The following is a 13,582-nucleotide window of genomic DNA, read 5'->3' as shown; positions in this document are numbered from 1 at the left end:
TTCTCATTATACACAAAGAAGCAGACTTTTATAAATCATCCTGCCAAAATCACTTCCGGTTGTCCCCCAAAGAACACTTATTTAAGCACGCCGATGCCCATAAGCTTGTAGGTTTATCCGTCGGTAATCCCCGCCAGGCCAGCAATAATGCCACCATACAAATGGGAATATTGACATAAAAAGTCCAACGCCTGTTTAAGCCGTTTACAATAATGCCACCCAGCATGGGGCCAAGAATCGGCCCCAGTGATGGTTCCGCTGGGGATCGGCTTGCTCCTGGCGGTAGCCTTTATTGTCTACGTCTTACGAACAAAAAATGCGCCGGTGATTGACTTGCATTTGTTTCAATCCCGTAATTTTTCTGCTTCAATTATTTTGCTTTTCCTGCCGGCATCGTCACTTCTGGAGCCATGCTTCTTCTACCATTATACTACCAGCAGGTCCAGGGTGAAAACGTTCTGGTTACCGGCCTTTTGTTGATTCCACAAGGGGTGGGCATGTTATTGACCAGAAGCTGGTTCGGAAGCCTAACCGACCGCATAGGTCCCCGTATAATCGTTGTGGTCAGCCTTATGGTTACGCTAGTTGGTTCGTTACCCTTTGCTTTTGCCGGTTCCGATACCAATCACCTTTTATGGCAGCGGCACTGCTGATACGGGGAGCGGGTCTCGGTGGAGTGACCATTCCCATCATGGCTTCCGTATATGAAGGATTAAGCAGAGAGCAAGTTCCTCATGCCAGTATTGCCAGCAGGATTTTACAGCAGATTGGCGGAGCATTCGGAACGGCCATACTGGCAACCATCGTCCAGCATCAGCTTTCCAGTGGTTCCGCAGCCAATATTCAAACGGTTGCAAGCGCATACAATACTGCCTTTTGGTGGTCCATTGGCTTTGGCACTATTGCACTCATTCCAGCACTGTCCATGGGAAAAAATGAATCCGCAGATATACAATTGTCTTCTAACAAATGAGCTTACTAAATTTCAACTTCAATCATCGTATAGCGGTTGTCGCAAAGAATATAAAAACAGAAAAAACGGTTTTAAAAGCCTTCCGCGGGTATGAGCGGGAGTAGAAGGAATTAGAGCAAGCCACAGCGAATGTACAGCTTCGAGAAATACAGCGTGGGTCTGATAAATTTTTGGAATTGGTAGAAAGGTATACGGATTTCAACGGCTTAACACACCCATGCTTAATGAGTTTGTAGAGAAAATCGTTGTCCATGAACCTGAACAGAGAAGGACGCGGCGGGTAGATAAATCTAAGCAATTTTGGAGGAATAGCCATGGATAAAGTTAATATTTATGAAAAGCTGAATGATTTTAATGAGTACTGGAGCCCCAAAATAGTAGATGAAGTTAATGAATCCTATGTGAAAGTAGTTAAACTAAAGGGTGAATTTTTATGGCATAGCCATAAAGATGAAGATGAAATGTTTTTTGTTATAAAAGGTCGGCTGACAATTCGATTCCGGGACAGGGATATCTTTTTAAATGAAGGAGAATTTTTGATTATTCCAAAAGGAATTGAACATATGCCGGTGGCTGAAGTTGAAACACATGTGATGCTAATTGAGGCAAAGACAACGTTAAATACCGGGGATGTTATCAATGAAAGAACCGTCAAAGAGCCTGAAAAAATTTAACAGCAACACAAGAGGGGACAGGCATTCTGTTTTAAAAGGTAATACGTTGAAAAAACACATGCCTATCCCCTTGTTTTATCCTGTTTAAAAATGACTCCCTTTTCCGAAACAGCTTAATTCACGGTAAAAAATTTAAAAATAACTTTAAAAATTTACTGAAAAAGCCAGGCCATGGATTACCTGGCTTTTTGTTTTTTAAAGAAGTGGTCATTTTTTTTTGTGTTTTTAAATCACGTTGATATTTATAATTCTTATATTTTTCCAGGTAATCAATAAATTCTGCTTTTGGCAAGGTGCGGTCAAAACGTAACGAGATATTATATTGTTCGCACAGATCAAAAATTAAGGAATCAAGCATGGCATAATGGACCGGAGTATAATTCTTATTCTGCTCGTAAAGCTCTTGAACCACGCCATAGCTTTTTTCATCTCTTAGATAACCCACAATAATTAGAAAATCAACAAAGTGATTTTTTGCAAGCTGCATAACTTCCTGGCTGTTTGCAGCAATACCAAGTACATTCATATTATCGGCACAGGAGTAGATGAAAGATGATAGTTTCTTCGCCTCACCCATGAGGCGGTCCGAAAGAATAATTACATTTGTCATTACTCTTTGTTGTTTATTATTGGACATTGCTTGACCTTTCATCTGGTAATTAAAAAATAATATTGTTGTTATACAACAATATTATACCTTTTTACAACGTATATTTGCAATTGTATATTATATAAAATTATACTACATACTTTGCTTTACATAAATGGAGGAAAAAATGCTATGCCCCCAATTAACAAAAAATCTTACACAAAGGAGGAAAAGCAGTTTCTTAAGAATATAGGATTTAAGATTCAATTTTTTCGGAAGCAGCGAGGTCTCAGCCAAAATGAGCTTGCCGAAAAAGCAGATTTAAGTTATACAACCATCAGCCACCTGGAAAGCACGTCTGTCTATGGTTTATCGGTCATTGCCCTTTACAGAATTGCTAAAGCTCTTGATGTTGATCCTAGCCAATTGCTGGTGTTTAAGTAAACCAATATTTTAATCAGCTAATTAACTGAAAAAAATAAACAAAAAGGCTTCCGTTCTCTTTCCCTACCGTATTGCATCAAAGGAGAGCAAGAGTGTCGGCAGCCTCACTTTTTTGTGTCAGATTTTAAACGGAGATTTAAAGAAAGGGCAGGCCATGAGAGGCCTGTCCTTTCTTGGTTTAGCCGTCAACAGTATACTCCTGCTTTATTTTTGCCTACTCCCTTGACATCTAGAAAATAGCGGAGCGTTTTTCTATGCCTTAGGTCTGATTTGGAGGGGCTAGCCCAGCTTCCAGCCGATGGCCGCCTGCCGCATGCCGACGAAGTCGGCATACAGGCCTCCTTGGGACAATAGCTGCTGGTGGTTGCCTCGCTGAATGATCTTTCCTCCGTCCAGAACTAAGATCTGGTCGGCGCTGCGCACGGTTTTCAACCGGTGGGCGATCATGATAATGGTCTTATTGCGGGTCATTTCTTCAATGGCTTCCAGCAGATGGCTTTCGTTTTCAGGATCCACGTTGGCGGTGGCCTCGTCCAGAATGACAATGGGCGCATCCTTCAGTATGGCCCGGGCAATGGCGATGCGCTGGCGTTCGCCGCCTGAAAGGGTGGCGCCCCCTTCGCCGATGATAGTGTCATAGCCTTGGGGCAGCGCCATGATAAAGTCGTCGCAGCGGGCCTTTTGCGCGGCGGCACGCACCTCTTCCAGACTTGCCTCCGGTTTTCCAAATTTAATATTGTTGAAGAGGGTATCGTTAAACAGGTACACGCTCTGAAACACCATGCTGAAATTGGCCAGCAGACTGTCCAGGGTATATTCCCGTACATCTACGCCGCCCAGCGTAATGGAGCCGCTGTCCACGTCCCAGAACCGGGTGATCAGATTGCACAGCGTGGTTTTCCCGCCGCCGGAAGGGCCCACGATGGCGGTGGTGCTGCCGGCGGGGATGGTAAAGGAAACATTGTCCAGGATTTTCCGTTGGTCATAGGAGAAACTTACCTGACGGCCTTCAATGGTATAATTTTGCGGGCGGATGTCCCGGCCCTGTTCATCCATGACCGGGGTATGATGGATGGCCGCCACCCGGTCGATGGACACGTCGATGGACCGCAGCAGGGCGGACATGCTACCCGCGGTTTCCAACTGACTAAAAATGATGAAAGCGGAAATGAGCATCAGCAGGCAAGTGGTCAGCGTCATGGTGCCGCCAAGGAAAAAGGCAATGGAGGCGAGGATTATCAGAACGCTGGTAAATTTAAGAATCAGGGTTTGCACAAGCATAAAGGGGAGAAAAGCCATTTCCAGTTTAATGTTGTTTTTTTCACATTCAGCAATGGCTCGGTCAAGGGTATTGCCGGCTGCTCTCTCCAGATTGAATGCGCGCACCACACTGATTCCCTGCACATATTCCAGCACCGCACCCACCAGAGAAGTCTGGGCCGCCACCCGTGCCGGAGAAATTTGGCGGGATTTTTGCTGCATCAGTGAATTCGCGGCCATAAATAGAAGGATTCCTGCCATAATGATCAACCCGATGCGCCAGTCAAAAATCAGCAGCATCAGGGTGATCACCCCTGCGTGAACATAACCGTGAATGATTTTATCCATCACCCGGGGAGCAATGTCCTGTACATCCTCCATGGTAGTGGTAATGGCGGCGGTGATGGCTCCCAGACTGTTGTCATTGAAATAGCCCATGGGCATATATTTCATACGGTCGCCGATTTCGGTACGCTTGTCGGCGCACATCATGAAGCTTCCCTCGGCTTGGGCCATGGTGGCCCGTTGCCGGGTGAGGATAGCGCCCAGCATACTGACAAACATAATACCGAAGGAGGTCCAGGCGGTTTCAGCCGTCACATTTCCATCCACCATGGCCTGCAGCACCACTGCCAGCGCCAAAATCTGCAGGGCCTGAAAAATGGAATTAATCAGGGTGATGATGATGCCCTTTTTCATGAGGCGACCATGCCTTCCCGCAAAGGCGAAAAACTTGCGAATGGTTTCCAGCATAGGATTTCCTCCTTTAGGCGGCGTCTTTGGCGCTGATATGCGCCTGCCATAATTCTTTGTACAGCGGGCTGTTGTCCAAAAGCTCACTGTGGGTGCCGACGGCCGCCACACGTCCCTTGGCGATAAGGGCAATTTGATCGGAATCAATGATGGTGGAAAGGCGGTGGGCAATTACAATGAGGGTTTTTCCCTTCACCAGCTTGGCCACGGCACTCTGGATTACCGCCTCGTTTTCCGGGTCGGTATAGGCGGTGGCTTCATCCAGAATCACAATGGGCGCATCTTTGAGCATGGCCCGGGCAATGGTGATGCGCTGCCGCTCCCCGCCGGAGAGATGTCCGCCGGCTCCACCGGCCACAGTATCGTACCCTTTTTCCAGCCCCATGATAAATTCATGGCAACCGGCTGCCTGGGCCGCTGCTTTGACCTCCTGATCGGTGGCGGAGGGGCGGCCCAGGCGGATGTTTTCCAATATGCTCTGATCAAACAGATAATTGTCCTGTGCCACATAGGCAATGGTATCCATTAGCTGATGGGCCGGGATCTTTCGCACATCCACGCCGCCGATGGACACCGAACCGCCGGATACGTCCCAAAAAGAAGCGATGAGTTTGGCGATGGTGGACTTGCCGCTGCCGGAGGGTCCCACCAGTGCGGTGAGCGAACCCGCCGGGATGTTCAGGTCGACGCCATGCAGGACTTCGCTTTCACCGTAGCCAAAGGTGACGCCGCGCAGCTCGATGTCCGTACTGCTAAGCTGGGCCGGCTGGGTGGGGCGTATCTGTTCCGGTTCATCAAGAATAGCCCCGATTTCACCCACAATAATCCTTATCTTGGCCAAGTCATCGGTGTAATACATGGCCGAGAGCAGCGGCGCCATGATCCCCAGCGCTAGAATCATAATGGTGATAAAGTCGGCGCCGGTCAGGGAGCCGTTTCCATAGAAGATGCAACCAACGGGCAGCACGCCGATGAGGACGGCGGGCCAGATGCCGATGCCCATGGAAAAGTACAACTGAACATCCCGCATCCAATCCAGGCCGTAGGTGGCATTGCGATGCACCGCATCGGAAAATTTTTGGTATGAGGTAGCGGACTGACCGAAGGCCTTGATGACCTCAATGCCCTTGGTATATTCCACCGCCGTGGCGTTCATGTGCCGGCTCACCCCCACATACTCGGCATAGCGGCGCTCGTAGTCCTTCATCATGCCCATATAGCAGAGAGCGCCGATGGGCAGCGTGATGAGGGAAACCAGCGCCATACGCCAGTCCAAAATAAAGAGATAGGCGATGATGGCCAGGGGCACCAGCAGGTTGGAGGTCATTTCCGGCAGCACATGGGCCAGGGTGGGCTCGATGCTGTCAACCTTCTCCACCATGGTGTTTTTAAATTTGCCCGAGGGAGTATTCAGCACATAGCCCATGGGAACGCGGGTCAGCTTTTGGGCAATGCGGCGCCGGACTTCGGAAATAACGGCAAAGGTTGCTTTGTGGGACAGGCTGGTGGACAGATTGTGCAGCATACTCCTGCCCAGAAAACCTGCGGCGGCAACCGCGCACCAGCTCAAATACCAAGTAAAATCCCGCCCGCCTTCAATCAGCCGCAGAATCATCTGGGAGACCGCGAAATAGGGAACCATACTGCACAGCACCCCCAGCACCGCCAACAATACCGAGAGCAGATAGTTCTTCCGGTGGGGACCCGCAAATTCTTTAAGCCGGGTGATGGTCCCCGTTTTTTTGGATTGCTCCATCATGACACCTCCTTGGTAGTTGGATACTGCTAACTTGTGTAAAAATTTGGGGACTAACTAAGCCCCAAGAGGTTTTTCCAACCGGCGCTAAAAAAATCCGTAAGCTGTCGGACATATTCCTGTGCCTCTTTTTTTGGCATGTCATGGGCCACAATTTCAAAAAAGCCCGACAGGTAAGCGCTGGCCAGCATATGGTTGAGATCCTTTGAAATGAAAGGGACAGTGTGTCCCGTCTCTTCCATACAGCCGAAAAAAGAATAGGAGCTTTTTTCTTCAATCTCCGCCAGGCGATGCAGATAATGCTCGTAAGATGTGCCTTCGGCATGGCAGATAAGCAGCTTGAAGATGTCAAAATGTACATAAATATACTCAAAGCACGCCCATACGCCCGCCTGAGCAGACTGTACCATCTCTGAAACCTGCCGCTCAGGCGGCAGCGCTTCAAATTCCTCGTGGGCCCGCAGGTATATTTCGTACAGTGTTTCCGCAGCCTCCCGCACCAGGGCGTCAAAGAGCGCGTTTTTGTCGGAATAATAGCCGTACAAAGCCCCGGTTGTCACACCGGCCGCCTTCACAATGGAGCGCAGGGAAGCCCCCTGGAAGCCCAAGCGCAGAAATTCCTCTTTGGCAGCCTGTAAAATGCGCTGCTGCGTTGTTTGTTCCTCCTGGTTCATACAGAATCCTCCAATTCGATATAACAGAGTTATATAACACTGTTATATTAATTCCCTTTTGAAAAATTGTCAAGCATTTGTAAAAAACTTGGACAGTTGCAATGGATATTATTAAAATGTATCCCGGCATCATTAAATGGCAGCCGGATAAACGCCTCTGCCATCCCTTGTCCCAAGGGTTGGCAAAGGCCAATGGAATTTTTCTATATAAAAAAGATACAGGATCCGGTTAATAAAAAACTCCTTGCCGGAAGGAAGGTTCCAGCCAAGGAGCGGGACTTTAGTTTTGTCTTTGTAGGACTGCCTTTAAAGTGTCGGCCCTTAAGCCAACCCGTAAGGCCTCCAGAGCCAGGATTTCATGAGCATTCACGTTGCCAATGCTGACATTGGGGCCAAAACGCAAAATCAATTCCTGTTGCTGTTCCTTCAAAGGTGCTTCCCATATGAGCTTATCGGGTTGTTCCAAGCCGTGAACCAGTTCCTCCAAATCCGATACAATCAGGTTTCCGTCTTGATCATAAAGCCCCACTGCTTTACCGGATTCCCGACCTTCCACAATAACGTGGGCAGCGCCGTTGGCAATATCCCTGCTAACCAACTGAATAATTTGCTTAATTTCAAACTCATCCTGAGGGTCTTTTTTGCCCACCTCGGTCAAAACCTTAAAACCCATCTCAGCAGCAAGAGTAATGGCCCGGGTACGGATTTCCGGATCCAAATCAATGGTTCCGTCGGAAACTTCAACAGCGGAAAAACCAAAATCTCGAGCCATTACCAGATATTCCCTGAGCTTGTCCTGAAGAATCGCTACTTCCAGAAAAGTGCCTCCGGGGTAAATATCCACCCCGTGGGAACGTACCAGATGAATCTTCTCTTCCAATACCTCATTGTAATAAAGAGCGGACGTTCCAAAGCCAAGTTTTAAGAAGTCAATATAATCTCCGGCCAGATTGAGCAGATCTTTGGTTTGGCCTAACCCCAGGCCTTTATCAATAATCATGGTTAGACCGGTGTTCCGGGGTTTCTGGCAGCGATCGCCCAGAGGGAAACGCAGCAGTTCCTGCCACGTTTTTTTACTGCTGTTATTCATAAAACTGACATCTCCTTTCACGGGTCCCGGTGGAAAAACGGGTTCCGTCTGACACCTCCGTCCATTTCCCGTGTTTGGATTGCTGCGTTCCATGAGTTAACATATGCGATAAGGAAAAAGGTGGTCACCGGTTTTGCTGATCACCATTATTTACCTGTCCTTCCTGCTTGGCCCGATGAACCCCCGGCATGGGCTTGCGGGCTGCCGGAATCACCTGTCCCGTGGGGCGCCAGGCCAGACTTTTGTAAAAGAAAGCCGGTTGACCGGCGGCTTGGATAACCACCTGGGACGGCTGCTTTTTGTCCCCGGTAGAAGGTTCCCCCTGGGGAGCCTCCTGCTGGGATGACTGGATGGCTTTGACTTTAATAAAGATAAAGGCCAGGACCGCCGCCACCGCCGCCAGCCCTGCCGAGGCCCAGAACATGGCGTCCGGGCCAATACCCACCAGCCAGCCAAAGAGGGGAGGACCGGCTGCTACCCCGAGGAAGCGTACACTTCCGTACAGGGAAGTAACCAAACCCCGTTCGTCTTTATCCGTAGCACCGGTAATCAAGGTATTCAGGCAGGGAAGCACCAGACCGGTGCCAATTCCCGCCACGGAAATGCCGGCAAAAAAAATGTACACGTTATTAAACAAGGGCAGGGTGACCAGTGAAATGGCAATTAATGCATGACCTATAACCACCAGCCATTTCATTAATTTCACTTTTTTCTTGATCAGCGCTCCGGTGATATAAGAAGTGGTGCTCATAAAGAGTACCGGAATGGCCAGGGCGGCGCCTTTTAAAACGCCATCCAGGCCATATTTTTTTTCCAGGAAGTCGGATAAATAGAAGAGCACGCCAAACAAAATGAGCAGGGCGGCAGAACCGGCAAAAAAACTGGTAAGCAGCAGCGGCGCCTTTTTCTTGAATACTTTTTTTATGGACCCTACATATTCGCTGACTTTTTGAGTTTTTTTCTGAGTTTCGGGTTCTTTGGTGAGAAACCAGACTGCCAGGATAACCAGGGTAATGACAATAGGAAAAAAGAAAAAAATGGCCCACCAAGCAATCAGACCCACCAGCGCTCCCAGAATGGGGCTGCTGACTTTGCCCATGCCGTTGGAAGCTTCAATGACACCCAAAGATTTGGCCCTTTCCTTGCCTTTCCAGAGGTCGCCGCAGAAGGCCATGGCAATGGGCGCGGTACCGGCGGCCCCGATGCCCTGCAGCACTCGGCTGCCCAAAATCCAGGGAAAGGCATTTTCTTTAAAAAAGAGTGCTGCCACGCCGGCCAAAAGACCTCCCAGGCCATAAAGGAAAAGGCCGGGCAAAATAATCTTTTTTCGTCCAAAGCGGTCGGAAAGGAACCCCGCAAAGGGAATCACCAATCCGGCCGGAACGGAAAACAGGGTAATAATTAAGCTGATTTGCATTTGAGAAACCTGTAAAGACTTGGCCATTTGCGGCAGAACAGGAATCAGCATGGAGTTCCCCAGCACCATAATCAGGGGCACACCGGCGAGTGCGGCCAGGGTAAATTTGTTCACCTTATTTTCATTGTTGCCTGCTGGGGCTGCTTGCGACAAGATCATCACGTCCTTATCATTGATAGGTTCGGCAAAATGTATTTTCTCTCGGTAGACCTTCCGGTATGCATTTAATTCTTTAATCCGGCATATTTAAAGATTAGGAACTGGAAGCGGAGGGAGAATATGTTTTTTGTTACGGATAAAATTGTCTTTGCCATGGCCATGCTTCGCTGTGTATCCGCCAGCATCGAGCTTACGGCAGCCTTTTTAATGCTAAAATTTGGCAGAGTGGAAACCGCTCTGAAAATAAATGCCGTTCTGGCCTTGGTGGGGCCTTCAGTGATGATTCTGGTGACCGTCCTGGGCTTGGCAGGTTTAGCGGGAAAAGTTTCCATCAGCAAAATTGCGATTATTTTTTCCGGGGTGGTCCTGATTTTTTATGGCGTTAATAAATCCTGACTAAACCATAAAACGAATAAAAATAAATAGAACACGGATTTTACGGATTAGGCGGATTAACGCGGATTTATGGGCGTTATAAAAAAGGAACAGCATGACTTTACGAAAATAACCCATACAGGAAAGCAGCTTAACTGAATTATATTTACAAATAAAAATCCGTGAAGATCCGCGTAAATCCGCAAAATCCGCGTTCCATTATATTTTTTTAGCATCCGCTGAGTAAATCAACGCCGAGTCGATCGGGGTTGACAAGTCCAAGGGGCCGATGGTAAACTTGTACAGGAAAACCTTTAATTTGGTCCTGGGAGGCCGGTAAGGGACATAGAACCGCTTTATATGGGTTAAACTATGCCTGCTTACCGAATAGGGTAAGCATTTTTTAGTGTCCTTAGGTATTTTGGAGGTGAGCTGCCAGTGGATGAAAAAGATTTGCATGAAAAAGCCCAGATACTGGATGATAAAGGAATGAGAAGGGCGATGGTGCGCATTGCCCACGAAATTATTGAACGGAATAAGGGCGTAGAAAACCTGGCCCTGATTGGCGTGCGCAGGCGGGGTGTGCCCCTGGCCCAGCGTTTGGCCAAATATATTTCAGATATTGAGGGAACCACCGTGCCGGTGGGAATTCTGGATATAACCCTGTACCGGGACGACTTGACCACTTTGGCCAATCAGCCCCAGGTACATCAAACGGAGGTACCCTTCCCGGTAGCCGGTAAAAAGCTGGTGCTGGTCGACGATGTGCTTTACACCGGGCGTACCGTCAGGGCGGCCCTGGATGCCATCATGGATCTGGGCAGGCCGGAAGTGGTGCAACTGGCGGTATTGATCGACCGGGGGCACCGGGAGATTCCAATCCGGGCCGACTATGTGGGGAAAAATGTTCCCACTTCCCGGAAGGAAGTCATTTCCGTAAGATTGTCGGAAATCGACGGCGAAGAAAGAGTTGTGATCCTGGAGGGGAATTAAATAGGTTCCTGAACGACACCTTTAAAAGCGGTCCAGAGAGGCCGGCAAGGTTATCCCGAAAGGGATTCAGGCGCAAGGAAGGTCCGTTTCAGGGCCCCATTGCAAAATTGCCGGCCTCAGCCGGGCATCCCTGCCCGGTTGAGGTTTTATTATTTTAAGGGGGGATTGGATGGGCTGGCAAAGAAAAGATCTTCTGGGTCTCAGGGATCTGACAGCGGAAGAAATAAGCCTGATATTGGATACTGCGGTGCCCATGAAAGGAATTATCGGCAGAAAAATCAAGAAAACACCGACTCTAAGAGGCCGGAGTGTGGTTACACTCTTTTATGAGAACAGTACCCGGACCCGATCCTCCTTTGACCTGGCAGCCAAGTTTTTAAGCGCGGACACCGTGGGGCTCAGCGCTTCCAGCAGTTCCGTGGCCAAGGGCGAAAGCCTCCGGGACACCGGCTTAACCTTAAATGCCATGGGTGTGGATGTTGTGGTGATCCGCCATCCGGCCAGCGGGGCGGCCGAATACCTGGCCCGGTGCATTCCGGCTGCGGTCATCAATGCCGGGGACGGGACCCATGAGCACCCCACCCAGGCCCTGCTGGACCTGTTTACCATCCGGGAGAAAAAGGGAACCCTGACCGGACTGAAGGTAGCCATTGTGGGCGATATTCTCCATAGCCGGGTGGCCAGGTCCAACATCTGGGGCTTGACCAAAATGGGGGCGGAGGTACGGGTAAGCGGCCCGTCCACCCTGATGCCCCCGGACATTGAACAAATGGGCGTTAAAGTTTATTCAGAATTGGATGCCGCCCTGGAAGGGGCGGATGTGGTAAACATGCTGCGCATACAGTTGGAAAGACAGCAGCAGGGATTATTCCCTTCTATCCGGGAATACAGCCGGCTCTTTGGGATGAATCAAAGACGGCTGGAACTTACCGCCCCGGATGCCCTGGTGCTGCACCCGGGACCCATTAACCGGGGGGTGGAGATCAGCGCCGAGGTGGCCTACGGCAGTCGGTCGGTGATTTTAGACCAGGTAACCAACGGGGTGGCCGTAAGAATGGCGCTTTTATACCTGTTAACCGGAGGTGAAGTCAATGCAATTGCTCATTAAGGGCGGCGAACTGGTGGATCCCGTGGCGGAAACCCTTGATCAGGTCGATATATTGGTGCAGGGAGGCAGGATTGTTGACCTGGGGAAAGGTTTGCAGGCCCCGGGAGCGGAAATTGTTGAGGCCTCCGGCTGCTATGTATGCCCGGGACTGGTGGACATGCATGTTCACCTGCGGGAGCCGGGCTTTGAATACAAAGAGGATATTATCAGCGGCACCCGGGCCGCCGCCATGGGCGGGTTTACGGCGGTGGCCTCCATGCCCAACAGCGACCCGGTGGCGGATAATGCGACGGTCATCCGTTATATCCTGGAAAAGGCCCGGGAGGGGGCGGCCAAGGTCTATCCCATCGGCGCCCTGACCAAGGGCTCCAAAGGCCGGGAGTTGACCGAAATGGCGGACTTAAAGAAGGCCGGCGCCGTGGCCCTTTCCGATGACGGCATGCCGGTCATGGATGCGGGGATGATGCGCCGGGTTATGCAGTACGCAGCCATGCTGGGATTAACGGTAATCTCCCACTGCGAGGATTTAACTCTGGCTGCCGGCGGGCAAATGCATGAGGGAGCGGTTTCCTCCATGCTTGGTCTGCAAGGAATTCCTGCCGCGGCCGAAGAGGTCATGGTGGCCCGGGATATCCTGCTGGCGGAGTCTACCGGATGTAAGCTGCATCTGGCCCATATCAGCACCCGGGGTTCGGTGCGGCTGCTCCGGCAGGCCAAAGAACGCGGCGTTAAGGTGACGGCGGAGGCCACCCCCCATCATTTTACCTTGACCGAAGAGGCAGTGCTGGGTTTTAATACCAACGCCAAAGTAAACCCGCCCCTGCGCAGCCGGGAAGACGTGGAGGCCATAAAGGAAGGTTTAAAGGACGGCACCATTGATGTCATTGCCACCGACCACGCGCCCCATGCCTTTCATGAGAAGGATGTGGAGTTCCAACTGGCCCCCAACGGCCTGGTGGGCCTGGAAACCGCCTTGGGCCTGGTGTTCACCGAATTGGTGCACCCGGGAATATTAACCGTACCCCAGGCGGTGGCCAAACTAAGCCGCCACCCCAGACAGGTGCTGGGACTGGCCGGAGGCAGACTGGAAAAAGGAGCCCCGGCGGATATTACCCTGATTGATCCTCAACTGAGCGAGGTTGTGGACCCGGCAAACTGGGCCGGCAAGAGCAGGAATACTCCCTTCGGGGGCCGGAAACTAACCGGACTGCCGGTGATGACCCTGGTGGAAGGAAGAATTGTGATGCAAAACAGACGGCTCCGGGAATAAAAAGAGGTTAAATAATTATGCGAACTGTTGTATAATTATACAGTGTG

General features: G+C 50.2%; 15 protein-coding genes and 1 pseudogene. 9 read left to right on the top strand and 7 right to left on the bottom strand.

The annotated features are described in order from the left end of the window. Positions 1-49: 49 nt before the first annotated feature. Positions 50-238 carry a hypothetical protein gene (locus tag DESRU_RS21650; protein WP_337998892.1) on the bottom strand — a complete coding sequence of 63 codons (189 nt, stop codon included), beginning with the start codon at positions 236-238 and terminating at the stop codon, positions 50-52. Positions 239-389: 151 nt separating this feature from the next. Between DESRU_RS21650 and DESRU_RS21125 the strand changes: the two are divergent. From DESRU_RS21125 to DESRU_RS11880, 4 genes and pseudogenes are all read left to right on the top strand, one after another. Next, a pseudogene (locus DESRU_RS21125) lies at positions 390-653 on the top strand (MFS transporter); the annotation flags it as partial. Continuing rightward, positions 635-973 carry an MFS transporter gene (locus tag DESRU_RS21120; protein WP_207635941.1) on the top strand — a complete coding sequence of 113 codons (339 nt, stop codon included), beginning with the start codon at positions 635-637 and terminating at the stop codon, positions 971-973. The pseudogene DESRU_RS21125 and the gene DESRU_RS21120, both read left to right, overlap by 19 nt. A 217-nt stretch (positions 974-1,190) precedes the next feature. After that, positions 1,191-1,295 carry a DUF4368 domain-containing protein gene (locus tag DESRU_RS21285; protein ID WP_081462011.1) on the top strand — a complete coding sequence of 35 codons (105 nt, stop codon included), beginning with the start codon at positions 1,191-1,193 and terminating at the stop codon, positions 1,293-1,295. After that, positions 1,288-1,647 carry a cupin domain-containing protein gene (locus tag DESRU_RS11880; RefSeq protein ID WP_013842350.1) on the top strand — a complete coding sequence of 120 codons (360 nt, stop codon included), beginning with the start codon at positions 1,288-1,290 and terminating at the stop codon, positions 1,645-1,647. The genes DESRU_RS21285 and DESRU_RS11880 overlap by 8 nt, the downstream gene beginning before the upstream one ends. 118 nt (positions 1,648-1,765) lie before the next feature. On the opposite strand, the gene DESRU_RS11875 is transcribed toward DESRU_RS11880, so the two are convergent. Further along, positions 1,766-2,299: a hypothetical protein gene (locus tag DESRU_RS11875; protein WP_187290567.1), complete on the bottom strand. Its 534-nt coding sequence runs from the start codon at positions 2,297-2,299 to the stop codon at positions 1,766-1,768. A 129-nt stretch (positions 2,300-2,428) separates the two neighbouring features. Between DESRU_RS11875 and DESRU_RS11870 the strand changes: the two genes are divergently transcribed. Further along, entirely contained in the window at positions 2,429-2,680 is a 252-nt protein-coding gene (locus DESRU_RS11870) for a helix-turn-helix domain-containing protein (RefSeq protein ID WP_013842348.1), read from the top strand. A gap of 279 nt (positions 2,681-2,959) precedes the next feature. Here DESRU_RS11870 and DESRU_RS11865 read toward each other — a convergent pair whose 3' ends face one another. From DESRU_RS11865 to DESRU_RS11845, 5 genes are all read right to left on the bottom strand, one after another. Next, positions 2,960-4,693, bottom strand: coding sequence for an ABC transporter ATP-binding protein (locus DESRU_RS11865; protein WP_013842347.1), 1,734 nt, complete (start codon positions 4,691-4,693; stop codon positions 2,960-2,962). Positions 4,694-4,706: 13 nt separating this feature from the next. Next, positions 4,707-6,449, bottom strand: coding sequence for an ABC transporter ATP-binding protein (locus tag DESRU_RS11860; protein WP_013842346.1), 1,743 nt, complete (start codon positions 6,447-6,449; stop codon positions 4,707-4,709). Positions 6,450-6,502: 53 nt separating this feature from the next. Next, positions 6,503-7,123 carry a TetR/AcrR family transcriptional regulator gene (locus DESRU_RS11855; protein ID WP_013842345.1) on the bottom strand — a complete coding sequence of 207 codons (621 nt, stop codon included), beginning with the start codon at positions 7,121-7,123 and terminating at the stop codon, positions 6,503-6,505. 280 nt (positions 7,124-7,403) lie between these two features. Then, entirely contained in the window at positions 7,404-8,213 is an 810-nt protein-coding gene (gene comA / locus DESRU_RS11850; RefSeq protein ID WP_013842344.1) for a phosphosulfolactate synthase, read from the bottom strand. A 124-nt stretch (positions 8,214-8,337) separates the two neighbouring features. Beyond that, the gene (locus DESRU_RS11845) at positions 8,338-9,789 is read right to left on the bottom strand and encodes an MFS transporter (RefSeq protein ID WP_013842343.1); all 1,452 of its coding nucleotides are present in this window, start codon (positions 9,787-9,789) and stop codon (positions 8,338-8,340) included. Between the two features lie 120 nt (positions 9,790-9,909). On the opposite strand from DESRU_RS11845, the gene DESRU_RS11840 reads away from it, so the two are divergent. The 4 genes from DESRU_RS11840 to DESRU_RS11825 all read left to right on the top strand — a co-directional run bounded on the left by DESRU_RS11840 (position 9,910) and on the right by DESRU_RS11825 (position 13,535). Next, positions 9,910-10,185: a YqhV family protein gene (locus tag DESRU_RS11840; RefSeq protein WP_013842342.1), complete on the top strand. Its 276-nt coding sequence runs from the start codon at positions 9,910-9,912 to the stop codon at positions 10,183-10,185. A 417-nt stretch (positions 10,186-10,602) separates the two neighbouring features. After that, complete coding sequence (gene pyrR / locus DESRU_RS11835) at positions 10,603-11,157, top strand: bifunctional pyr operon transcriptional regulator/uracil phosphoribosyltransferase PyrR (protein ID WP_013842341.1); 555 nt, start codon at positions 10,603-10,605, stop codon at positions 11,155-11,157. Positions 11,158-11,326: 169 nt separating this feature from the next. Beyond that, positions 11,327-12,265 carry an aspartate carbamoyltransferase catalytic subunit gene (locus tag DESRU_RS11830; protein ID WP_013842340.1) on the top strand — a complete coding sequence of 313 codons (939 nt, stop codon included), beginning with the start codon at positions 11,327-11,329 and terminating at the stop codon, positions 12,263-12,265. After that, positions 12,249-13,535 (top strand): dihydroorotase, encoded by a 1,287-nt coding sequence (locus DESRU_RS11825; protein ID WP_013842339.1) that lies wholly within the window; start codon positions 12,249-12,251, stop codon positions 13,533-13,535. The genes DESRU_RS11830 and DESRU_RS11825 overlap by 17 nt, the downstream gene beginning before the upstream one ends. Positions 13,536-13,582: the final 47 nt, after the last annotated feature.

Source organism: Desulforamulus ruminis DSM 2154 (genome assembly GCF_000215085.1).
GTDB lineage: Bacteria > Bacillota > Desulfotomaculia > Desulfotomaculales > Desulfotomaculaceae > Desulfotomaculum > Desulfotomaculum ruminis.
This window is presented reverse-complemented; position numbering and strand designations above follow the sequence as displayed.

What these genes read in the sequence shown, in the direction of transcription:
- DESRU_RS21120 (WP_207635941.1), top strand. Translation starts at nt 635, where the DNA reads ATGGCAGCGGCACTGCTGATACGGGGAGCGGGTCTCGGTGGAGTGACC.
- DESRU_RS21285 (WP_081462011.1), top strand. Translation starts at nt 1,191, where the DNA reads ATGCTTAATGAGTTTGTAGAGAAAATCGTTGTCCATGAACCTGAACAG.
- DESRU_RS11880 (WP_013842350.1), top strand. Translation starts at nt 1,288, where the DNA reads ATGGATAAAGTTAATATTTATGAAAAGCTGAATGATTTTAATGAGTAC.
- DESRU_RS11875 (WP_187290567.1), bottom strand. Translation starts at nt 2,299, where the DNA reads ATGAAAGGTCAAGCAATGTCCAATAATAAACAACAAAGAGTAATGACA.
- DESRU_RS11870 (WP_013842348.1), top strand. Translation starts at nt 2,429, where the DNA reads ATGCCCCCAATTAACAAAAAATCTTACACAAAGGAGGAAAAGCAGTTT.
- DESRU_RS11865 (WP_013842347.1), bottom strand. Translation starts at nt 4,693, where the DNA reads ATGCTGGAAACCATTCGCAAGTTTTTCGCCTTTGCGGGAAGGCATGGT.
- DESRU_RS11860 (WP_013842346.1), bottom strand. Translation starts at nt 6,449, where the DNA reads ATGGAGCAATCCAAAAAAACGGGGACCATCACCCGGCTTAAAGAATTT.
- DESRU_RS11855 (WP_013842345.1), bottom strand. Translation starts at nt 7,123, where the DNA reads ATGAACCAGGAGGAACAAACAACGCAGCAGCGCATTTTACAGGCTGCC.
- comA (WP_013842344.1), bottom strand. Translation starts at nt 8,213, where the DNA reads ATGAATAACAGCAGTAAAAAAACGTGGCAGGAACTGCTGCGTTTCCCT.
- DESRU_RS11845 (WP_013842343.1), bottom strand. Translation starts at nt 9,789, where the DNA reads ATGATCTTGTCGCAAGCAGCCCCAGCAGGCAACAATGAAAATAAGGTG.
- DESRU_RS11840 (WP_013842342.1), top strand. Translation starts at nt 9,910, where the DNA reads ATGTTTTTTGTTACGGATAAAATTGTCTTTGCCATGGCCATGCTTCGC.
- DESRU_RS11830 (WP_013842340.1), top strand. Translation starts at nt 11,327, where the DNA reads ATGGGCTGGCAAAGAAAAGATCTTCTGGGTCTCAGGGATCTGACAGCG.
- DESRU_RS11825 (WP_013842339.1), top strand. Translation starts at nt 12,249, where the DNA reads ATGCAATTGCTCATTAAGGGCGGCGAACTGGTGGATCCCGTGGCGGAA.